At 48.9% G+C, this 20,800-nt stretch carries 18 protein-coding genes; 10 read left to right on the top strand and 8 right to left on the bottom strand.

Annotated elements, in window-relative coordinates:
- Positions 1-70: 70 nt before the first annotated feature.
- The 5 genes from BMZ51_RS12660 (at position 71) to BMZ51_RS12640 (ending at position 5,810) form a co-directional block, all read left to right on the top strand.
- Entirely contained in the window at positions 71-583 is a 513-nt protein-coding gene (locus BMZ51_RS12660; protein WP_068001725.1) for a winged helix-turn-helix transcriptional regulator, read from the top strand.
- A 49-nt stretch (positions 584-632) separates the two neighbouring features.
- The gene (locus tag BMZ51_RS12655; RefSeq protein ID WP_068001723.1) at positions 633-1,619 is read left to right on the top strand and encodes an NAD(P)H-dependent flavin oxidoreductase; all 987 of its coding nucleotides are present in this window, start codon (positions 633-635) and stop codon (positions 1,617-1,619) included.
- Positions 1,620-1,799: 180 nt separating this feature from the next.
- The gene (locus BMZ51_RS12650; protein ID WP_068001721.1) at positions 1,800-2,162 is read left to right on the top strand and encodes a hypothetical protein; all 363 of its coding nucleotides are present in this window, start codon (positions 1,800-1,802) and stop codon (positions 2,160-2,162) included.
- A 264-nt stretch (positions 2,163-2,426) separates the two neighbouring features.
- The gene (locus tag BMZ51_RS12645; RefSeq protein ID WP_068001718.1) at positions 2,427-3,761 is read left to right on the top strand and encodes a sodium-dependent transporter; all 1,335 of its coding nucleotides are present in this window, start codon (positions 2,427-2,429) and stop codon (positions 3,759-3,761) included.
- Between the two features lie 714 nt (positions 3,762-4,475).
- Positions 4,476-5,810, top strand: a complete 1,335-nt coding sequence (locus tag BMZ51_RS12640) for a sodium-dependent transporter (protein WP_068001716.1) — start codon at positions 4,476-4,478, stop codon at positions 5,808-5,810.
- 85 nt (positions 5,811-5,895) lie between these two features.
- On the opposite strand, the gene BMZ51_RS12635 is transcribed toward BMZ51_RS12640, so the two are convergent.
- Complete coding sequence (locus tag BMZ51_RS12635; RefSeq protein WP_068001714.1) at positions 5,896-6,174, bottom strand: hypothetical protein; 279 nt, start codon at positions 6,172-6,174, stop codon at positions 5,896-5,898.
- A gap of 356 nt (positions 6,175-6,530) precedes the next feature.
- Between BMZ51_RS12635 and BMZ51_RS12630 the strand changes: the two genes are divergently transcribed.
- Positions 6,531-6,890, top strand: a complete 360-nt coding sequence (locus tag BMZ51_RS12630; protein ID WP_068001711.1) for a hypothetical protein — start codon at positions 6,531-6,533, stop codon at positions 6,888-6,890.
- Positions 6,891-6,956: 66 nt separating this feature from the next.
- Here BMZ51_RS12630 and BMZ51_RS12625 read toward each other — a convergent pair whose 3' ends face one another.
- On the bottom strand, positions 6,957-7,550 hold the full coding sequence (locus BMZ51_RS12625; protein WP_068001708.1) for a TetR/AcrR family transcriptional regulator: 594 nt from the start codon (positions 7,548-7,550) through the stop codon (positions 6,957-6,959).
- 106 nt (positions 7,551-7,656) lie between these two features.
- Here BMZ51_RS12625 and BMZ51_RS12620 point away from each other — a divergent pair, with 106 nt between their 5' ends.
- Entirely contained in the window at positions 7,657-8,259 is a 603-nt protein-coding gene (locus tag BMZ51_RS12620) for an NAD(P)H-dependent oxidoreductase (RefSeq protein WP_074882091.1), read from the top strand.
- Between the two features lie 212 nt (positions 8,260-8,471).
- Here the strand turns inward: BMZ51_RS12620 and BMZ51_RS12615 are convergent, their stop codons facing one another.
- Positions 8,472-8,810: a hypothetical protein gene (locus BMZ51_RS12615; protein ID WP_068001702.1), complete on the bottom strand. Its 339-nt coding sequence runs from the start codon at positions 8,808-8,810 to the stop codon at positions 8,472-8,474.
- A gap of 399 nt (positions 8,811-9,209) precedes the next feature.
- On the opposite strand from BMZ51_RS12615, the gene BMZ51_RS12610 reads away from it, so the two are divergent.
- Positions 9,210-9,857 carry a hypothetical protein gene (locus BMZ51_RS12610; protein WP_068001700.1) on the top strand — a complete coding sequence of 216 codons (648 nt, stop codon included), beginning with the start codon at positions 9,210-9,212 and terminating at the stop codon, positions 9,855-9,857.
- A 302-nt stretch (positions 9,858-10,159) separates the two neighbouring features.
- Here BMZ51_RS12610 and BMZ51_RS12605 read toward each other — a convergent pair whose 3' ends face one another.
- From BMZ51_RS12605 to BMZ51_RS12585, 5 genes are all read right to left on the bottom strand, one after another.
- Positions 10,160-12,604: a GcvT family protein gene (locus tag BMZ51_RS12605; protein ID WP_068001697.1), complete on the bottom strand. Its 2,445-nt coding sequence runs from the start codon at positions 12,602-12,604 to the stop codon at positions 10,160-10,162.
- A gap of 6 nt (positions 12,605-12,610) precedes the next feature.
- Positions 12,611-13,504: a phosphotransferase gene (locus BMZ51_RS12600; protein ID WP_068001695.1), complete on the bottom strand. Its 894-nt coding sequence runs from the start codon at positions 13,502-13,504 to the stop codon at positions 12,611-12,613.
- Positions 13,501-15,507, bottom strand: coding sequence for an ABC transporter permease (locus BMZ51_RS12595; RefSeq protein ID WP_068001692.1), 2,007 nt, complete (start codon positions 15,505-15,507; stop codon positions 13,501-13,503). The genes BMZ51_RS12600 and BMZ51_RS12595 overlap by 4 nt, the downstream gene beginning before the upstream one ends.
- Positions 15,504-16,535, bottom strand: coding sequence for a quaternary amine ABC transporter ATP-binding protein (locus tag BMZ51_RS12590; RefSeq protein WP_068001687.1), 1,032 nt, complete (start codon positions 16,533-16,535; stop codon positions 15,504-15,506). The genes BMZ51_RS12595 and BMZ51_RS12590 overlap by 4 nt, the downstream gene beginning before the upstream one ends.
- Positions 16,536-16,631: 96 nt before the next feature.
- A complete protein-coding gene (locus BMZ51_RS12585) occupies positions 16,632-17,573 on the bottom strand; it encodes an ABC transporter substrate-binding protein (RefSeq protein ID WP_068001684.1) in 942 nt (313 codons plus the stop codon).
- Positions 17,574-17,819: 246 nt separating this feature from the next.
- Between BMZ51_RS12585 and BMZ51_RS12580 the strand changes: the two genes are divergently transcribed.
- Together BMZ51_RS12580 and BMZ51_RS12570 are read left to right on the top strand one after the other, a co-directional pair.
- Positions 17,820-18,596 carry a DeoR/GlpR family DNA-binding transcription regulator gene (locus BMZ51_RS12580; RefSeq protein ID WP_068001680.1) on the top strand — a complete coding sequence of 259 codons (777 nt, stop codon included), beginning with the start codon at positions 17,820-17,822 and terminating at the stop codon, positions 18,594-18,596.
- A gap of 837 nt (positions 18,597-19,433) precedes the next feature.
- Positions 19,434-20,681, top strand: coding sequence for a tyrosine-type recombinase/integrase (locus BMZ51_RS12570; protein WP_068001677.1), 1,248 nt, complete (start codon positions 19,434-19,436; stop codon positions 20,679-20,681).
- Positions 20,682-20,800 lie beyond the last annotated feature (119 nt).

The raw sequence follows: 20,800 nt of genomic DNA, 5'->3' as shown, positions 1-20,800 counted from the left end.
AGGTTGCCCATTAGGTAAAGTGGAAATAACTTCTTTTAGCGAAGTTAAATGAAGGGGTCTGAGGTTTGGTATGAGTGGCGCGCGGCGAAGCTTTGCAGGTGTAGATTGTGCGGTTGCTCAAGCCATCGAGCAGATGGGAGACCCGTGGATCCTTTTGATTTTGAGATGCCAGTTTCAAGGGATGAAGCGTTTTGATGATTTTCAGGGTCACTTGCAGATTTCGACAAGTGTACTGACTGATAGATTAAGGCGTCTTGTACAGGCAGGGATGCTGCGCAAAGAGCAGGACAAGCATGATAAACGGGGAACGGTTTACCTCCTAACCGAGAAGGGGATGGACTTTTACCCGGTCATGATTGCGTTGCACCAGTGGAGTGAGCGATGGGAAGCTCGTGAGGGTGGCCCCAGGCTGGAGCTGCTGGATAAGCAAAATGGAGAGCCAGTGCGCAGCGTACATGTGCTTTCTCAAGATTTTCGAGTTTTAACTGCACATGATGTTCTTGCTTTGGTTGATGACCAGAGCGGAGCAATGATGCATGACATGCAGGAAAGATTGAAGCGGCGGCGAGGAGATGTTGCCTGATTTAAAATGATACGGGCAATGCGGTGTTTTGTTAGGGAGTGTATTTGAAATGGCTTTACCAAAGATTCTAAAAGAGAAGTTGCGTTTGCCGGTGGTTGGCAGTCCTTTGTTTATTATCAGCAACCCAGATCTGGTGATCGCGCAGTGTAAGGCAGGTATTGTTGGGTCTTTCCCGACGTTGAATGCCCGGCCAAAAGAAAAGCTGGAAGAATGGTTGATCCAGATCACTGAAGAGCTTGCAGCTTATGATGCTGCTAACCCAGATAAGCCATCAGCTCCGTTTGCAGTGAACCAAATTGTGCACCGCTCTAATGAAAGACTGCAGCACGATGTGGAGCTTTGTGTAAAATACAAGGTGCCTATTGTCATCACCTCCCTTGGTGCTCGCCCTGAGGTGTTTGATGCGGTCCACTCTTATGGTGGTATTGTGTTGCATGACATCATCAACAACACCCACGCTCGTAAAGCGATCGAAAAGGGTGCTGATGGCCTCATTGCTGTGGCAGCGGGTGCTGGCGGTCATGCTGGTACGACATCTCCGTTTGCTCTCATTCAGGAAATTCGCGAGTGGTTTGACGGCCCGCTGTTGCTCTCTGGCAGCATTGGGACGGGACAGTCCATTCTTGCTGCACAAGCTATGGGTGCTGATCTGGCCTATATTGGCTCTGCTTTTATTGCGACCACGGAAGCCAATGCAGAGCAGGCATATAAGCAGATGATCGTTGATAGCAGCGCTCAGGATATTGTTTATTCCAACCTGTTTACCGGTGTTCATGGCAACTACCTCGCGCCATCGATCGAAAAGGCCGGAATGGATCCGCAGAACCTGCCGGAGGGTGATGTGAAAACCATGGACTTTAACAAGGTTGAAAACAAACCCAAGAGCTGGAAAGAGATCTGGGGTTGCGGCCAGGGTATTGGTTCGATCAAGACCATTGGAAGCGCGGGTGAGCTGGTTGCTAAATTCTCCAATGAATATGCTGCAGCTAGAAACACACTTCTGGAACAGGCTCCTATTTTAGAAGCTGCAGAATAAAACTGCTGATGCACTGGAGGCGATATGCAGTCCTCTAGCTGATACGATCAGAACTTTAATTACTGGATTGCCGGGCAGCTGCTCGGCAATCTGCATTTTCACAACTGAGCCGTTGTTTCGTCCTTAAAAGTGCCCTGCCACGAATAGGCGTGTGTGGGACCAACAATAAAAGGAAGAAAAATGCGTATCAGTTGGTGTCTCGGCCTTTTGCTGGCCGGTGTGTTTATGGCTGCGTCAGGAAGCTATGCTGAAGAACCGCGCCCGATGACTGACTACTGCAACCGCTCTGACGTGCTTTATGCCGATGGCAGTAGCGACAGTGGGTCCTTTCCAATGCTTAAGTGTGGTCAGAGCAGTTTAACTTATCAGCGCAGCGACTTGAGCTTCCCGCTTTCGATTGTCTCAGGTGGCAGGTTCTCAAAGAGCAGTGCCAATGCGGCTTGTCAAAGCGCCAAGCAGTCTGGGGCCTCGGAAATTGTTTCCAATATCGCTTCTCTTTGTAACTTGGAGATGTGGCCCGACTCGTGTTCCAAATGTAATTGAGATCTACATATTTACCGATAGTACTGATTACTAAGCACTCAAAGTAATCAGTACTACTTATAATGTTGAAAAATTCTCAGCAAAACACCCGTAGTAATCAGTGTTACAATTTTATGGGCATCGTGACACCAAATAGTTAGGTATGAGAAACTCTGTTGCACAAAAGGGGTGTATCTCTGGCATTATATTGCTAGAATCTGGCGACTTACGAAAGTTGATTTCCAAATACACTCAAGCAAAATCAACAAGAATGGCTTAGGTCACATGCAACGAGAGCATTGGGGAAGTCGTATCGGCTTCATTTTGGCAGCTGCTGGTTCAGCTGTTGGATTAGGTAATATCTGGAAATTTCCATATTTGGTTGGCGCAGAAGGCGGCGGGGCGTTTCTCGTCGTTTATGTCGCGTTTTTGATCGCGATTGGCGTGTGCGTCATGATCGCGGAAATTGCTCTTGGCCGACAGGCTCAGTCTAACCCATTTGGCGCTTTTAAGCGTGCAGCTGGTGGTGGCTGGTCCATATTTGGGTTACTGGCAGTTCTGACTGCGTTTTTAATTCTCTCGTTCTATTCGGTCGTGGGTGGCTGGACCGTTGCCTACATCGTGAAAACCGTAAGCGGTGGTTTTTCCGGTTACACCGGTGCGGAGTTTGAAAAACAATTCGGTGCGCTTGTTTCAAGTGCGATTGAGCCAATCGTGTATCATGGTGCCTTTATGGCTATCGGGGTTCTGATTGTTATCAGGGGTATTTCTGGGGGGATTGAAAAAGCCTCCAAAATCATGATGCCGCTTCTGTTCATATTACTTGCACTATTGGTGGTTCGCTCGCTGACACTCCCGGGCGCGATGGCGGGCGTAAAATACTTCCTGGTACCTGACTGGTCTCATCTGGATGCAGATATGGTGAGTGCGGCGCTTGGGCAGGCGTTCTTCACGCTCTCTCTTGGTATGGGTGCGTTGATTACCTACGGTTCTTACCTTGGTAAAAAGGAGAGTATTCCTAATGCTGCTATGTGGGTTGTTGGTCTTGACCTGCTTGTTGCCGTTCTGGCTGGTTTCCTGATCCTTCCGGCTGTGTTTGCATTTAATATGGACCCTGCTGCGGGACCAGGCTTAACCTTTATCACGCTGCCTGCAATTTTTGCGGAGCTTCCTTTTGGAATGTTCATTCAGCTCTGCTTCTTTGTATTGCTGTTTGTTGCTGCCATTACTTCAGCAATTTCATTGCTGCAGGTTGTTGTGGCGTTCGTGTGCGAAGAATTTAACGTTGGCCGTAAGTCCGCAACCATCTGGGTTGGCCTCGTAACCTTCCTGTTTGGTGTTCCAAGCTCATTGGCTCTGGGAATTTGGGGTGAGTTTACCCTCTTTGGCATGAACTTCTTTGAATTACTGGGCTTCATTACCGACAACTACTTCCTGCCACTTGGTGGGGTTGCGACTTGTCTGGTTGCTGGCTGGGTGAGCTACGACAAGTTTGTAAATGAAATCACTAATGAAGGTGAGCGACCCTTTACATACCTGACGGCTTGGAAGTGGATGTGCCGCGTGGTTGCGCCAATTGCAATTATATATGTAATGCTGCACGCAACCTTTGATGTTTAAACCATCATTTAAAAACAATGAAAAGGCCGCCGGTTTTGGTGGCCTTTTTTTTATGCTGTTTATCAGTTGTTGCATGGTGGACTTAATCTGGGCTGAAAAAAGGCGTTGTGTGGCCGCGTTGGGCATATTCCCTTCGCTAATATTGTCTCGATAAGGAAGCTTAAAATGTTGAGACGGCTTAAACGCTACTGGGTGCATTCTATGAATGCCAGACTGCCACGTGAGATTGCCTGTCTTGATTACGGTAAGCAGGCCAGATACCGCCATGTCCGGATACAGTGGCCTCAGCCGTAAGGTGTAGTGTGATGGCGAATTAAACAAAAAGCATCGTCCCAGCGATGCTTTTTATATGAGTGGTGGGAAATTTCGGGAGCATTTTAGAAAAAAATGTGGGCCGCCCATAAAGGCAGTAAATTGCTTTAAGCTGTCACAGCTCTTTTCTGTGGTGGCTGGAAATGCTGAAAATCCGATATAAAAATCGTATTCGTGCCTAGAATGAAGAGTATATAGGTATAATTGTCCATATTTGAGGATAATATTAAAAGCTGCACCCGCAAAAATACTATTTATTTTGGTGTAGGTGGTTTTACCTGTGACAAAATGTCTGATCAACAAGGCTAAAAATTTCATCAAAACAGCCAGATAGACGAATTCATTTCAAGCCTTGATGCTTGATTGAAACAAACCATCACATGTTGATCGGCAATAATAATAATGAAACGTGAGCAATGGGGAAGCCGCTTTGGCTTCATTATGGCTGCCGCAGGCTCTGCGGTCGGTCTGGGTAATATCTGGAAGTTTCCATATCTGGCAGGGACGCAAGGGGGCGGTGCCTTTCTTGCAGTCTATCTCATCATCATGGGAACGATTGGTGTTGCCTTGATTATGGCAGAAATAGGTATCGGTCGTGCTGCAAAGCTAAACCCTGTTGGTGCGTTTAGGGCCTTGGGTGGTAAGCGATGGATGACGACAGGCGTTCTGGGTGTGGTCACCAGCTTTATGATCCTCTCATTCTACTCGGTTGTGGGTGGTTGGACGATTGCCTATCTGGTCAAAAGTATTGCCGGCAGCATCCACGTTGATGCGCCTGATCAGCTTGCGGGCCAGTTTAATGACCTTGTTACCGGCGTTGGTGAGCCAATCTTCTACCATGGTGTGTTCATGGTGTTGACGATCGGCATTGTGCTTGCGGGTGTTGCTGAGGGCATTGAGCGTTCAGTTAAGGTGCTTATGCCCCTTCTGTTTGTGTTGCTGATCGTGCTCGTGGCGCGCAGTGTGACACTGCCTGGCGCTTGGGAAGGAATTGAGTTTTTCCTGAAGCCGGATTGGTCTCAGGTTGACGGACCGATGGTAAGTGCAGCTCTCGGACAGGCTTTCTTCAGTCTCTCCCTTGGTATGGGTGCGATGGTCACCTATGGGTCTTACCTTGACAGTGATGCTGATATTCCCAATGCGTCCTACTGGGTTGTGTTCCTTGCGGCGATGGTTGCTGTGTTGGGCGGCTTGCTGGTGCTTCCTGCGGTGTATGCTTTTGGCATGGACCCAGCTGCAGGGCCGGGCCTGACTTTCATCACGCTTCCGGCTGTGTTTGGTGAGATGATTGGTGGCTACTTCTTCCAGATTCTCTTCTTCGCGATGCTTTTGATTGCAGCGCTGACCTCCTCCATCTCGCTGCTGGCCATTCCAGTTGCCTATTTTGCTGAGGATTTTGGTGTAGGGCGTAAGTTCTCTGCAACAGCGGTAGGGCTTGTGATCTTTTTGATGGGCGTACCATGTTCACTGGCGATGGGTGTCTGGGGTGATATTAAGTTCTTTGACATGAACATCTTTGACCTCATGGCTTACGGCGTAGATGCTTACACTTTGCCAATCGGTGGTATCTTGACCGCGTTGTTTGCTGGTTGGGTTGGGCTTGAAAAGGTTGGTAACGAGCTGACCAATCAGGGACGCCTAAGCTTCAATTTGATGCTTGCGTTCAAATGGATTATGCGGATTGTCGCGCCGACAGCTGTGCTTTGGGTGATGGTTTATGGGCTGCTGTTTAGCTAAGCCTATAGAAACCCGAAAATGATTAAACACCCTGATCAGAAATGGTCGGGGTGTTTTTTTGTGTCATCCTATAGGCGATACACTTTTAGTGAGAGCCTTTTCTGTGGTGCGCGCGGGTGTGTTCTTTGTGATCTCGCATTTTGGTTTGATGATGCGCGTTGTCTGAGTGGCTCTTCCCTGCACGGTTTTTGTGGGGGTGTTTGTGTCCATTTGGATTGCCGCCATGTTGGGTGGCTGGGTGAGTTTTATGCCCGCGCTCATACTCCAGATGGTTTTTGTCGTGCTTATGCTCAGCGCCGTCTTCGTAACGACGCGCCATCTTGTCTTTTGTATGGGCGGAGGTGTTTTGCTGTTTTTCAGTCATAGCTTCCCCTCGATCGTGCAAGGTAATGTTTTAGCACATGCATAATGAGTGGCTGCAATTGGGTGCAGTGACAGTTATTGAATCCTAACGCGATACGTTAAATCTCTCTCGTTTCCTTGTGATTACTTGTTTTGGTTTGAATAATTCTGCATGGGCAGGTGGTTATTTAAAGAAGGTGATGCGTGTAAATACATATCTGAAGAGTCAGTAGAGCGCTGTGTGTTTGCACCTCAGAGTAGCGCTATATGAAATTACTAATAAATATTTTGGATAAAGCGAATTTTCTTGGTTTTGTTCTTGGTGAGGCAAGGGTGGGCTAATATTAGCCCCTCAGTGCAAACTGAGGGAAAAGATAAATGCGTATTCCATTCGTACATATTGCGATTGTTGCAACAGTAATGAACATGGGCTCGCTGGGTGCTGCATCAGCGTTGGAGCTGGAAGGTGTTAAAGGGGTTTACACCAATAAGGCAGGTTTTACGAAGAGCTTTGGATTTTGCGGTAACGGCAAAAGTGCTGCTGGCGAAGATGACTTCATGGTAAACAATAGCTATGAGGTCAAAGATGATTTGATCCGTGTGAGCGCCAATGGAGTGTTTGTGTTCCAGATGAGTGACGACGGCAATGCTTTGACTGCGGCTGACGAATTCACCCGTCAGTGGGCTCATGCTGAGCCTTACACTCTGGACACCAAAACGACTATCAACTGCGACTAATACACCCGCGTTTTTCAGGCGTAATTTCGCTAAGCCCCGGCCTATGTGCCGGGGTAATGCCAGCACTTACAGCAAAACTGAAACCAGTTCTCGCAACTGAACCATTTGTTCAGCCTGGCATGTGCTTTCTCCACATACACGGCCAATGGAGACGTGCAGAAGAAACGCGCGCAACGCACTGCCCAAAATACAAGGATCAGCGACCCGGATTGTTCCTTGTTTTTGACCCAGCTCCACCCAAGCTGTTAAGAGCTGTTGTTGTCGCAAGACAAGCTTGTCGAACATCTCTGCTTTGGCGCTTTGTTTCCATCCAGCTTCATCAATAAACAAACGTAGGAAATACGGCTGCTTTTCAAAGTAGTTTAGAAACTGCGCAATAACATTGATGATTTCCTCTTCTGTGTCGCAATCGGCTTGAGCCTCTGAGAGCCTTTTTTCCAGCTCCTCCAAGCGCACATCCAAATCGCGCAGACCGACTTCTGCCAGTAAGCCGAGCTTGTCTGTGAAGTGTGCAAAAATTGTCCCCTTGGAGACATTTGCGGCCTCTGCGATTGCTTCGGTGCTGACTGCATCAAAACGACTTGTCTCAAACATATGCTCGGCTGCCTCCAGAATTCGCTCGCGTGTCTTCTGGGCGCGTTTCTGCGTGGCTTGTAGCATCAAATTTCCCTTCTCTCTTTGAAAAGTGACTATGGTCAAAAAAATAATTGACTGTGGTCATTTCTTATTCTAATTAATTGACCGCAGTCAAATTTAGGAATCAAAAATGAAAAACATACTCGTACTCTCAGCTCACATGGGTGAAGGCCGGTTTGGCCAGGCGCTTGCGAAAAACTATGTCGACAGCGCAAAAGAGCATGGTGCCAATGTGCGCTTTACAAACCTGGAAAGCATGGTTTTCAATCCAAATTTTGACGAGGGCATTTTTGCGTTGCCACGAGAGCAGATAGAAAAAGATATTTTGGAGTTTCAGGACAATTTGATGTGGTGCGATCACTGGACAACCTTCCACCCGCTTTGGTGGGGCAGTATGCCGGGTAAACTGAAGTCTCTTCTTGATCGCTCTCTTACCACAGGTTTTGCCTATCAATATGAAGAGGGGCAGTCGCTGCCGACCAAGCTTTTAAAGGGCCGCTCAGCCCGCCTTCTCGTTACAGCAAACACGCCCGAAAAGTATTTCAACGGGGTTTACGAAGCTGCCCATCGTAAAGTCATGCAAAATCAGGTCTTTGACTTTATCGGATTTGAGGAAAACGCGTTCAATTTGTACTCCCCACTGGTGAGCTCCAGCGTTGAACAGCGAGCATTATGGTTGGAGGAGGCTTACACACTTGGTGCACAAGATGCTGCGGCGACTGTGACTGCCTGACTTAGCCGACTGCCCGAAAGAACGCTGGTGTTTTGACGGGTTTTCCAATCAGCCATTGGCAACGCACTGTTTTGTTGAATTGACAACTGACGAGTGTGTTGCTGATGGTCACTTTATTATTCAATACAAAGATTGCGCTTCCAGCAGTGCGCAGTGGTGATGGCGCGGCGATAGACGATTATCCTTGTAAGTGGCTCAGCGTAGGGTGGGCTTCAGTTCAGGTAGGTTCTGCGAAACCTATAGAGGGAGTCTCGAAGTGTTTCTTGCTCGTCCAGATGGTGAAATGTCTCTGCCTCATGATGATCTATTTGTGGGCTTTCCTCTGACATGCGCAGGATATCTTCTGCAGATTCTCCCAGCTCGCTTAAAATGTGCTCAAGGATTTGCCGCTTCTCTGTGAGTGTGTTTTTTTCTCTGTGGGCCAGACTCGCTTCCAGCTTTTTAAAATTATCACGTAAAATCGCGTTATCTTCTATCTCAGACTTGTGTGTGCTGATGATGCCGCGAAGGGCGTTCAAGTCTTCACCTGCGCTTGGGTTTTTATCGCTCATTGCAAGGCTCCTATGGAGGCGTGATATTCCTCAATTATGCATTTCACAGATGCACAGGTGTTGTTGATCTACTGGTAAAATCTGGAAAGGGCGTGAAAATATTGGCCTTGAGGTAAGCCATGTCTAAATGTGAACACACGACTTTGAGTGTTTGGTGATTATATGCGCTCTTAGAGTGCCCCTAAGCTTTTGTCTTTAATCCTACAATTTTCCAGATCAGTCCTTGTGACGTTGATGTGTTTAGCGGAATGGTTGGTGAGCTTGCTGGCGTAAGCTGCATGATTTTTAACAGGCTTTGCATCTCATCACTGCCCCTAGGGTGTAGGCGTATTCACGAAAAGCAAGAGGCTTCGTCCTCCCTCATACTCTGTCAGTTTTGCCAGTTTGAGGAGTGAAGGCGTGAAAAAAACAATAAAAGCGGATGAGCTTGACCGTTCTGTGCTGGAGTTTGGACTGCTTGTGGGATTGCTTATTCCTGCAGGGGATGCACCACACGAATATAAGCTCAGCAAAGAGTGGCTTAAGGACCCGGTTGCCCAGCTGCGTAAACAGCTCACGAAATTGGATCAGGACCTTAATACCTGCCTCAAAAATGCGTTGCACGGCCTGAAAACGGGTGAAGCTAACGCGGCTTTGGATACGGCGAATGAGCTGAGCAAATGGAACCCGCTTCTGTTTCCAGCGCTCGGCTTGGGCGGTCATGTCGGCAGCTTAGGTGAAGTGGCTGCGATCGACTGGTTTTCCCTGATTTCAAATGGTGGAGACTTTCCAGAGACCATAGAAACCTGGGTGCACAAAATAGCCGGTGACCCCGAAATGTTGCGTGCGTGGGGAGCGGCAGTCGTTAGTCTGGCAAGCGGTAAAATAGAACCCCCAACAGGGGCGGGAACGCCTGATGACCCTTACCTTTATGCGGTTATGGAAATTGGACATCTGGGTACGCTTTACCTGTCGCTTGCAGCGAAAAAGGAAACGCTGGGTACATTTGCCCTTGTGCCAGGACTAGTGTTTGATGCGACGCCGATTGAGCTGGGGGATACACAATAATGGCTGTTGTGCCAGCTCGCTTGATGTAGCGTTTACCCTTGATACTTAGTCGCGATGTTTTTGTGATCAACGCGGGTCACAAAACACTTTGCTAGTGAGCTCCTGTGCTGAGCTGGTCTTGATTGAACTGCTGACGCCGCTCCCAAGTCCCTTAATCATATGCTGGATGAGGTGTTTTGCTAGCGAGCTTTCACCTTTTCGACTGTCCTATTAAACGCTTGAGAACTACAGTATTTTGGTCGCGTACTTTGTCAAAAGGCAGATCAGTAGATTGGTCGCGTGAACAAACTATCGACAATATATCAAGCTTTCACTCGGGTCATCCTAGGATCATATAAGGGAGATAAATGTACTGTACACGGGACCCTGTGGGTAGCAACTTCCAACTCATACTCTCCGCTAAGCACGAAGTCGGCATCGACACCTTCTGCATTTCGAACATACCCCAGACCGATTGATTTTTGCAGTGTGTGGCCGAAGCCTCCAGATGATAACCAGCCAACACGAACACCATCACGATAGATCGTTTCGCGGCCTGACAAAATGATGTCGCCATCTGCCACGAATGTCGCAAGCATCTTTTTAATGCCATGGCTTCTTTGCTGTTCTATGGCGCTGCGGCCTTTAAATGCCGTGTTCTTTTGCAATTTGACTGCCCAGCCAAGACCAGCTTCCTCTGGTGTATGGTCTGGGCCTATGTCACTGCCCCAAGCCCTGTATCCCTTTTCCAGGCGAAGTGTTTCAATGGCCCGGTAACCGGCATTGCGCAAACCAAACTCTCTTCCGGCTTCATGTAATGCGGCGTAAACGGTGCTGGCATACTCTACTGGCAAATGTAGCTCCCAGCCTAACTCACCAACGTAGGTTACCCTCAAAGCATTGACTGGGCAGCCAGCTATTCCGATTTTGCGAGCTTGGGCGAATTGGAAACTTTCGTTGCTGACATCGTCTCGGGTCACGCACTCCAAAATCTCGCGAGCCTTTGGGCCCATGAGAGAGAGGACGGAGTAAGCAGATGTAACATCTACCAGCTGTACATTCATAGCTTTGGGGATGTTTCGGGAGATCCAATCAAAATCATGCGTTGCGAAACCGGTTCCAGTGACGATGTAGTACTTATCTTCTGCGACACGCACGCAGGTGAGGTCGCATTCGATCCCACCATGATCGTTCAGCATCTGCGTGTAGATCAAGGTTCCAATCGGTTTGTCTACATCGTTTGCGGCAATCCAGCTCAACGCATCTACGGCGTCAGGTCCCTTCAAAGTGAATTTGGCAAATGATGTCTGATCAAAAAGGACAGCGGATGATCGTGCCGCTGCATGTTCTCGGCCAACAGGGGTATGCCAGTTGGGCCGTGCGAAGGTATAAATGTCCCTTTGCTCTTCACCTTGCGCGATATCCGCATACCAATTGGGCCGCTCCCAGCCTAGCTTTTCACCAAAGACCGCTCCATCAGCTTTCAAATATTCATACAGCGGCGATTTACGGCATGGGCGCCCGCTCTCATGTTCTTCACTTGGCCAAGCCATGGTGTAGTGCTTGGCATAGGCTTCTGTGGTCCGTGTGCGTATCCAGTCACTATCAAAATGTGGGGCCCCAAAACGACGAATATCGACCGGCCATAGATCAAAAGGAGGCTCGCCTTTTGCGATCCACTGCGCCAGTGCCATTCCAGCGCCGCCACCTGCGGCGATGCCAAAGGCATTAAAGCCCGCGTTGACGTAGAAATTCTTCAGCTCGGGCGCTTCCCCCATAATGAGATTGCCATCTGGTGTGAAACTTTCTGGCCCATTGATGAGCTCTTTGATCCCCGCAGTCTCCAACGCCGGTACACGGCCAAGGGAAAGTTCCATAAGCGGTTCAAAATGTTCATAATTGCTTCCGAGTAGCGAGTAATGAAACCCCTTTGGTATGCCGTCTTCAGCCCATGAAAGTGGGTTTGCTTCATACCCGCCCATTACAAGGCCGCCGACTTCCTCCTTGTAATAAGTCAGCCGGTCGGGGTCTCTCAGCGTAGGTAAGTTTTTGGGAACACCCGGTATTGGTTCAGTCACAACATACTGATGCTGCATTGAAACTAAGGGAACATTTACACCAACACTTTTGGCAAACTCCCGAGTCCACTGCCCACAACAAGCAACCACAACAGCACATTCGATCCGGCCCTGGCTGGTTTCGATGCCCTTGATTATTCCTTTTTCGACATCAACGCTCAGAACCTTTGTGTCCTCAAAGATCTGAGCCCCTGCCATTTTAGCACCCTTGGCAAGTGATAGGGTAATGTCGGAGGGGTTCGCCTGACCGTCACTGGGCAAAAAGGCGGCCCCAACAACATCATCTACTTGCATTAAAGGCCAGAGATCCTGCGCTTCCTTAGGGGTAAGCAGTTGCATATCCAGTCCAAAGGAATGGGCAGTTGTTGCTTGGCGCTGAACTTCGGTCCATCGTTCCTGGTTGCAAGCAAGACGAAGGCCACCATTCATTTTCCAGCCGGTTGCTTGGCCGGTCTCTTCTTCAAGACGCTTATACAGATCAACTGAGTACCCAAGAAGCTGAGTGATATTTGCACTTGAACGCAATTGCCCTACCAGCCCGGCGGCATGAAAGGTCGTGCCGGATGTCAGCTTCTTGCGTTCCAGCAAAACAACATCCCATCCCAGTTTTGCAAGGTGATAAGCGGTAGAACACCCAACAATGCCGCCGCCGACGATTACAGCCTGAGCCGTTTTTGGTAATTCTCTCATTTCACCTCACCCTAATTGCAGCGCAGCGTAAGCACGTTCAAACCGGAGCAAGTTCTCTCTGGTATAACTGGCGTAATCGAATTGAATTTTGGAAGTTTGCTCAGAAACCATGCTCCACATGCTCTCTCGCAGTAAGGAGGCGCATTTCATTGCACTGTATTGCGCCCAGAGCTCATCAGAGACGTGCGCATCAAAGTATGTTTCGAGCAGTAATTTTTGCAGTCCTTCCGACAGACTTGCATTCGTTGCCAAACCTCCAAGATCAAACAAAGGAGAATTTAGTCCAGCGTATTCCCAATCAACCAGCCAGAACCTGCCATTCTCATTTAAAATATTTGCTGGAAGAAGGTCGTTATGGCACAGGACTAATTGTACGTTGCCAACTGCATTCTCAAGCTTTTCTGCCTTGAGCATGAGCGCATTCAACCTGTGACGGTGATCTGAATCCATCAGTTGCATTGTTTCTGCATAATTGCGCAAAATATGAAACACCCAGAAGGCGAGAACAGGCCCGCGTATGAGCTTTGTCGCGTCCACGTGCACCTTCGTGAGGAGCTGCGCTATTGAACTAAGAGTTTGAGGGTCTTGAATACCGGCTTCATTCAAAGGTTCTGCTTCAATGTAATCTTGAATGAGCGCGCCTTTTTGGAAATAACGCACAGCAGGAGCAATTCCTGCGGCATGTGCAGCGCGGCAGGCGGATAGCTCATTGAACCGCATCACGCCGTGCTCAATAATATCTTCCCCAAGACGAACGACATAGGTGCGCCCTTCATCCGTGACTTTTACGTTGAAATTTGTGATCCCACCGCCCAATATTTCAGCGTTACTTGGCGATTTCCAAAACGGTAATTCAAGTGCTTTTGCGACGGCAAGTTCCGTAGTCAATGTCTCGGTCATGTCACCAGCCCCAATCTTGCTTGAGAGGATTTCGCAAGGGCGGATAAAATCCGATCCGCGATTATTGCGATGAAGGCCACAGCAAGGCCTGCTACAATGCCTTGCCCGGTATTCGCTTTTGTAAGCGCAATATAAACTTCCTGACCCAGATCCCGCGTTCCGACCAATGCAGTGATCACCAGCATGGATAAGGCCAGCATGATTGTCTGGTTCAAGCCTAAGAGAAGTGAGGGAACAGCCAAGGGCAGTTTGATCCGCCACAAAAGCTGCCAGTGCGTGCATCCAGATACTTTACCTGCTTCAATAACCTGCGGATTGATCTCACGAATTCCGTGGGCTGCATAGCGCAGGGCAGGGGCCATTGCGTAAATCACGATAGCGACCATGGCGGTAAACTCACCAACCCTGAAGAGCATGACCACCGGGATCAGATAGACGAAACTAGGGAGCGTTTGCAGCGTATCAACCAGTGTACTGAGTATCTTGTTCGCACTTTCAGACTGCCCAGCCCAGACTCCTAGCGGTATGCCAACTGCGGTTGCGAGCAACACAGAAACACCACAAAGATATACGGCTATCATGGCTTCCCTCCATAGGCCGTTGGCGGCGATAGCGCCTGCCAGAGCAGCGCATAAAAGCCCCAGTTTCGCACCGCTAACTCGCCATCCTGCCAACCCAAGTGCAATAATGCCCCAAGCCCAGGGAATGCCGACAAAGAAACGTTTTACGGGAAGAAGAAAATAGGTAAGCAAAGCCGTCTTGACAGTTTCAAAGACCTCAAAGAAGTTGATATTAATCCACTTGATGACCTCATCCCAAAATCTACCGGTTGTTAACACCATGGGCTCTGGATAGTTTTGAACTACTGGCCAGACTTTCCCTAGTAACGCCATGGTGATCGTGACCATCAGTGCAATCACAAAATACAAAAGCGGCTTTGAGCGTACAAATCCGAAGCTTTGATTTGGGGAGCTGTCGCTTTTTGTAAACGCTTGGCTTAAGCGATCCAGCGCAATTGCGATAACGACAATCGCCATACCAGCTTCGATGCCACCACCAATATCCAATCGGCGTAAGGCTGCGAGCACATCGTAACCAAGACCGCCCGCTCCAATGATGGATGCAATGATCACCATGTTTAAGGAGAGCATAATGACCTGATTGACGCCGACCATCAAAGTTGGGAGAGCGGAGGGCAACAGCACCCTCCACATCATTTGCCGTGGGGTACACCCAGCCATGCGGCCAGCTTCATGCAAAGGTTCGGGTACTGATTGTAAGGCAACAAGAACAACTCGAACCATTGGCGGCATGGCGTAAATAATGGTGGCAACTAATGCAGAGACGGGGCCAAAGCCGAAAAGAAATAAAATCGGTACGAGATAGGCAAAGATAGGGACCGTCTGCATAAGATCAAGGACTGGGCGTTGTAGCCTTTCAAAACGCTCTGAGCGGTAAGCCAGAATTCCAAGAACCAACCCACCTATGACGCCAATCGGCACAGCAATGGCGATCGAGGCTAAGGTAACCATTGCGCTTTGCCACTGGCCAAAGGTAGCTAAGTAAAGAAAACAGCCGCCAACCAAGAGGGCTAGAGATCTTCCGCCTACACATAGTGCTAACAAGACCAGAAGGAGTGTTATGGCAACCCAGCTCATCGCAGGGAAGATTTCAACGGCGTGCTGGCCGAGACCGGAATTAAACCCGTCTGCGAGTAATGCGCGCATTGCGTTATAAGGAGCCTCAATCAGAGCAGATAAAAACCGGGTCAGTTGGCGAAAAGTAAACAGGCCAAACCCGGCATCTTCCACGAGCCATGTCATGAAAGAACTGATCCAAACATCCAGCTGCCATTCCCATGCGCTGGGGAACTTGATGATCCACCTTGCTCCGAGTGCTTTGTAAAGTGTGAATGAATAATTGGACAGCAACCACGTGCAAGTGAATAGGAAGAGCCAGAAGTAGACAGGCTTTCGAAGACCATTAGGGAAATGGATGCTCATTCCACCAACTCCTGTCCAAGCATTATGCTGACAAGCTTTTGGCGGTCTACGGTTCCCACAGGAGTTCCATCATGATCCAGCACTCGAAATGGCCGACTGGTTTGACCGACTTGTGTGACAACATCGGCAACTTTCAGGCTCTGCTTCAGATCACCGGCATAAGATCCAGCCGGACACCCTTCTTGCATGATGGTTACAAGCTGAATGACTTTGGTCTTAGGAATGTGGCGCGTAAACTCCTCGACATAATCAGTGGCCGGACTGGTCACCAACTGTTCTGGGGTTGCGATCTGAACGATTTCACCATCCTTCATCACAGCAATTCGATCAGCTAGGCGAACTGCCTCTTCGAAATCATGCGTTATGAAAATAATGGTTTTGTGAAGCTTATTTTGAAGCCGCAAGAATTCGTTTTGCATCTCATGCCGGATAAGGGGATCAAGGGCGGAAAAAGGCTCGTCCAGAAACCATAGATGCGGGTCCCCAACCAGTGACCTGGCGATACCGACGCGTTGTTGTTGACCACCAGAAAGCTCCCGTGGGTAAGCTGTTTCGCGGTCAGTAAGCCCCACTAGGTCGATCATCTCTCGTGCCCGGACTTCACGCTCCGTGAGGCGAACTCCCTGAACGTCCAGTGGGAAAGAGACATTTTGCAGCACAGTCAGATGGGGAAGCAACGCAAAATGCTGAAAGACCATACCCATTTTTTTGCGGCGAACTTCGATCAACTCACGCTCAGACATTCCAATAAGATCTTGCCCCTCAAAGCGAATTGAGCCTGCGGTCGCCTTAATAAGGCGGGATAGACAACGCACTAAGGTGGATTTTCCAGAACCGGAGAGGCCCATAATAACGAAAATTTCGCCTTTACGGATTTGGAGGTTTGCATCACGAACCGCCGCTGTCAGGTGCGCCTTTTCCAATGCTGTTTGATCTATTGACGTGAGTTGGCCGCGCAAGAATTTCTCAGCATTGGGACCGTAGACTTTCCAGAGGCCCTGGCAATCCAAAAGCACAGACTGGTTCATGGACCATCTCCGGGAATTCTGCCATTTGAAAGGGACGTGAATTTAAACTGAAAGGATTGAATAGGTCCGCTGTAGGGACTTATTCATTGCAGAGTGTTATTTAATCCAGTCGTTCCATCTGTCTTCATTGGTTTTGAGCCATTCGCCAACAACAGCGTCTACAGACTGGCTTTCCAAATCTACTTTGGTGATCATTGCACTCATTTCAGCGTTACTGACATTAAAGCTGGAGATCGCTTTGGCGGCGCCCGGCCATTTTTCACCTAAACCTGCCCATGCAACTTTCCAAATTGGGCCTGTCGGCTTGCCACAATCGTAAGCAGCTTCTGGATTTATGCCAGTTGCAGGGGCCTGATAACAGTCAGCGGAGTAGGGCGGAAACTCTATGAACTTTCCCTCGTATTTGGCAGGGGCCCAATGTGGTTCATAGAGCCACAAAATAATGGGTGCTTTTCTTTGATATGCAGATTCTAACTCGGCAAACAAAGCTGCGTCAGTGCCTGCATGAATTACCTCAAAGCCAAGCTCTAGCGCTTCAATTCGTTCTTCATCAAAACCACCCCATGTCACGGGGGCACCGAGATACCGCCCCAATGGAGCCGTTTCCGCAACTGAAAACTCCTCCGAACACTCCTTGAGTGCTTCCCAATTGGGCAGGCCAGGGCAGACCTTTTCCATGTAAGAAGGATACCACCATTCTTCGATGGCAATCATGCCGCTTTCACCCAGGCTCACGACATTGCCCGTTTCAATAGCTTCATCCATTGCTTCGCGGCCTGTCGTCTCCCAGATCTCCATTGCAACGTGTAAATCGCCTGTCTTTAATCCAGCGAATTGGGCAATATAATCTGCTTGCACATATTCAATGTTGTATCCGGCCCGTTTAAGCACTTCGCCCATAATCGTGGTGGTGATGATTTGCCCAGACCAGTCATGCGTTGTTATCTTAATTGGATCAAGAGATTCAACTTCTGCATTGGATGTACTAATACTTAATGCGATTGCTAAAGCAGCGGATGGTATTGCAGAGTAATTCATTTTATCCCTCATGCAGATTGAAATATTAAACTAGATGCTATTGGACGCTGTATTCAATAATTAAGAGAAATTATCCGAGTGAATATAGATTACGCTAGGGAAAGAAAGGAAATCAACATAAACTCATATATAAAGTTATAAATGATAGCGTGTGGGGAGAGGTATTGTGGCTATTTGAGGTGTTTCAATATTTTAGACTGAGAGCTTAAGTTGCCCTTTTTGCTGGACTATTGCGGAACTGATTTAATGGAAAGCATCAACAATCATACGCAAAGCGAAATATTGAATGCGGTAAGGAAAGCGGGAGGAACGTGTCGAATCGTTAGCCTAGCGAAGCAGCTTGGCGTGTCTGAAGAAACAATCAGAAGAAATGTGAAGTCACTTGCAAGAGAAGGGGGACTTGAGAAAGTTCACGGAGGGGTTCGATTGCAGGTGAGTGCGGAAGAGAGCAACTTTCAATCGCGAATGCTTGAATGCTCGGATGCCAAACGAAAAATTGCCGGAGTTGTATCTCGTATGATTGAAGACGACAGCTCTCTATTCCTCGATGTTGGAAGCACGACGGCCTTTATTGCTGAGGCATTGAAGAACCATAAACGTTTAACGGTCATTACAAACTCTGTTGCGGTTGCTTTTAAACTTGCAACACGCAACGAGAACCGGGTTTTTATGGCTGGGGGTGAGCTGCGCGCCCACGATGGCGGTGCTTTCGGTGCGGCTGCAGGGGCATTCTTTGAAAATTTCGAAACTGATTATGCCATTTTGTCAGCAGCTGCAATCAGCGCACGAAAAGGAATGATGCTGTTTGATCTGGAAGAAGCGGAAATCTCAAGAACGGTCATGCAGCGCTCCAAATGCAAGATCGTAGCTGCTGATTCTAGGAAGTTTACAAGATCGGCACCAATAAATGTGTGCGATCCTTCGCTAATTGATATTCTCGTGAGTGAAAAGAAACCCGTTGCAGAAATTTATAGGGCTGCCGCTAACTGGAGAGCCCAAGTTGTGGTTGCCGACGAGCTGTGATCTTGGAGCAGCTACTCTTGTTCTGTTCCCGGCATGTTTTCGCCTGAACTGTCCGAGTCTCATCTCATGGCGCAATATTGGAGGTTTCAAGAAGGTACTCTAAACGCCGCAAAGGTGTGAACGGCAGGATTATACGGCCACATTGGTACTGAAAGAAGTCGCCGCGTAAAAGGCCTGCCAGGGACCCGACGAGGGCGCGAGGTTATCTGAGTTTTGAGACATCTAGGCAATCCAAATCAACAGCAAGACTTTGCTGGAATCGCGCGATCTGTATAATTGCGGAGAGGAGGTTGCATAGCTTTGATTGCACCAAGGAGAAAGTCGTGGTTACGCCGTGCAATATCAGAGTGCGGGGTGTCTTGTTCGCCGGTCATTCTTTGCGCGCTTACCAGTGCCAGAAAAGCAAAAAGCCTCCCGGAGGAAGCTTTGGAATTCTCTTGATAAATCAAGAAGAAGAGTGGTGCCGGCAGCAGGGATCGAACCCGCGACCCCCTGATTACAAGTTGCAATTTACAACTCACTGCCACTTACACTCTACTACGATTCAGTGCTATGAATCAATGAGTTGTAGAAAATTATTTGCTCCTACCTACCTTGTAATTCGCGGTGAAACTCGTACATTTGCTTACAATATGCTGACACAGAACGGTAGGCATAGAGCAAGCGACCTATAAGGGGATAAGGCCGTGATTTGCACATGGCCAATAGAAAAGCCCAAAAGGTCGTCACCAGTTGTCAGGCCGTCAGAAACAGCAGCAATCGGGAACTAATTTCAATATCCATTTTTGCATGTGTGGTGGTTCTTGTCACGGGCCGTCAGCGGGAGAGTTTTACCTGATGCCCAATGTTACAAAACGGACGGTCGATGCTGCCAAACCAAAGGCGAAGAAGTTCTTCCTCTGGGATGGCAAACTCTCGGGGTTTGGGCTTCAGGTGATGCCAACCGGGCGCAAATCATTCATTGTTCAATATAGGACAATAGAAGGGCGCTCCCGCCGTATGACCATCGGCCAATATGGTGAGCTGACACCAGATCAAGCACGGGGACTGGCCGTCGATGTTCTGGCTAAAGTGCGCAATGGGGAAGACCCGACCGTTAATCGCAAGATCATTCGCAATGCGCCAACGGTTAATGATCTGCTGGACATGTATTTGAGCGAGCATGTTGAGGTGCACAACAAACCAAAGTCCCTTGTCGAGATACGGCGTATTCTTGAGCGCTGTGTGAGAAAGCCTTTAGGCAAAGCGAAGCTGGCCTCTGTCACGCGGCAGGATATTTCCAAGCTACATCGCTCCATGCGCAGAACTCCGCGACAGGCAAACCACGTGCTGGCGATCATCTCCAAGGCGTTCAATCTGGCTGAGGTGTGGGGCTTAAGGCCTGAGCACAGTAATCCTGTGAGATTAATTAAGCGCTATAAGGAAAATGAGCGCGACCGGTTCTTGTCAGGGGAAGAACTGCAGAAGCTTGGCAAGACGCTGGAGCTTGCGGAGAAAGAAGGCCTCCCTTGGATTATCAAGGCTGAACCGGAACACACAAAGCACCTGCGCAACGATATTGATAAGCGCCGGACGCCAGTGAACCCGATGGCGCTCTACTGCCTCAAGCTGCTGCTTTACACAGGTGCGCGGCTGATGGAGATCGCTTCTCTTGAATGGAAGCATGTGGACTTTGATGAAGGGGCAATTGCTTTACCTTCCAAGAAAGGGGATGGCCGTAAACCTCATCCGGTGAGTGGGAATGTGCTCGACATCCTCTCCGATATACCGCACTTAGACGGCTCTCCCTATGTTCTTGCTCGCATCAATGATCCAACACGGCACATTACAAAAGAGTTGGTGGAGAACGCATGGCAGCGGGTGCGCCACCATGCAGACATTCCTGATGTGCGCATTCATGACCTGCGTCACACGGTTGGCACCTTTGCTGCGCAATCAGGCAGCAACGCTTTCCTCATCAGCCATCTTTTGCGCCACCGCAACGTGACCATCACAAACCGCTATGTAAACCACGATGCTCATCCGATCCGCGTGCTTTCCGAGACGGTTGGGGAGCGGATTGAGGCTGGGTTGAAGGGAGGGTAAGCTCTTTGAAACCTTAAGCCAAGACATCTCAAAAATCTGTGCTAGTTGCGGAGGTGAATGCCGAAAATAGAGAAGTCTTGGAAAAGTGCTGTATCGCGATGAAATACCGCCGCTTTTGT

The organism is Pseudovibrio axinellae, from assembly GCF_900110875.1.
Taxonomy (GTDB): Bacteria; Pseudomonadota; Alphaproteobacteria; order Rhizobiales; family Stappiaceae; genus Pseudovibrio; species Pseudovibrio axinellae.
This window is presented reverse-complemented; position numbering and strand designations above follow the sequence as displayed.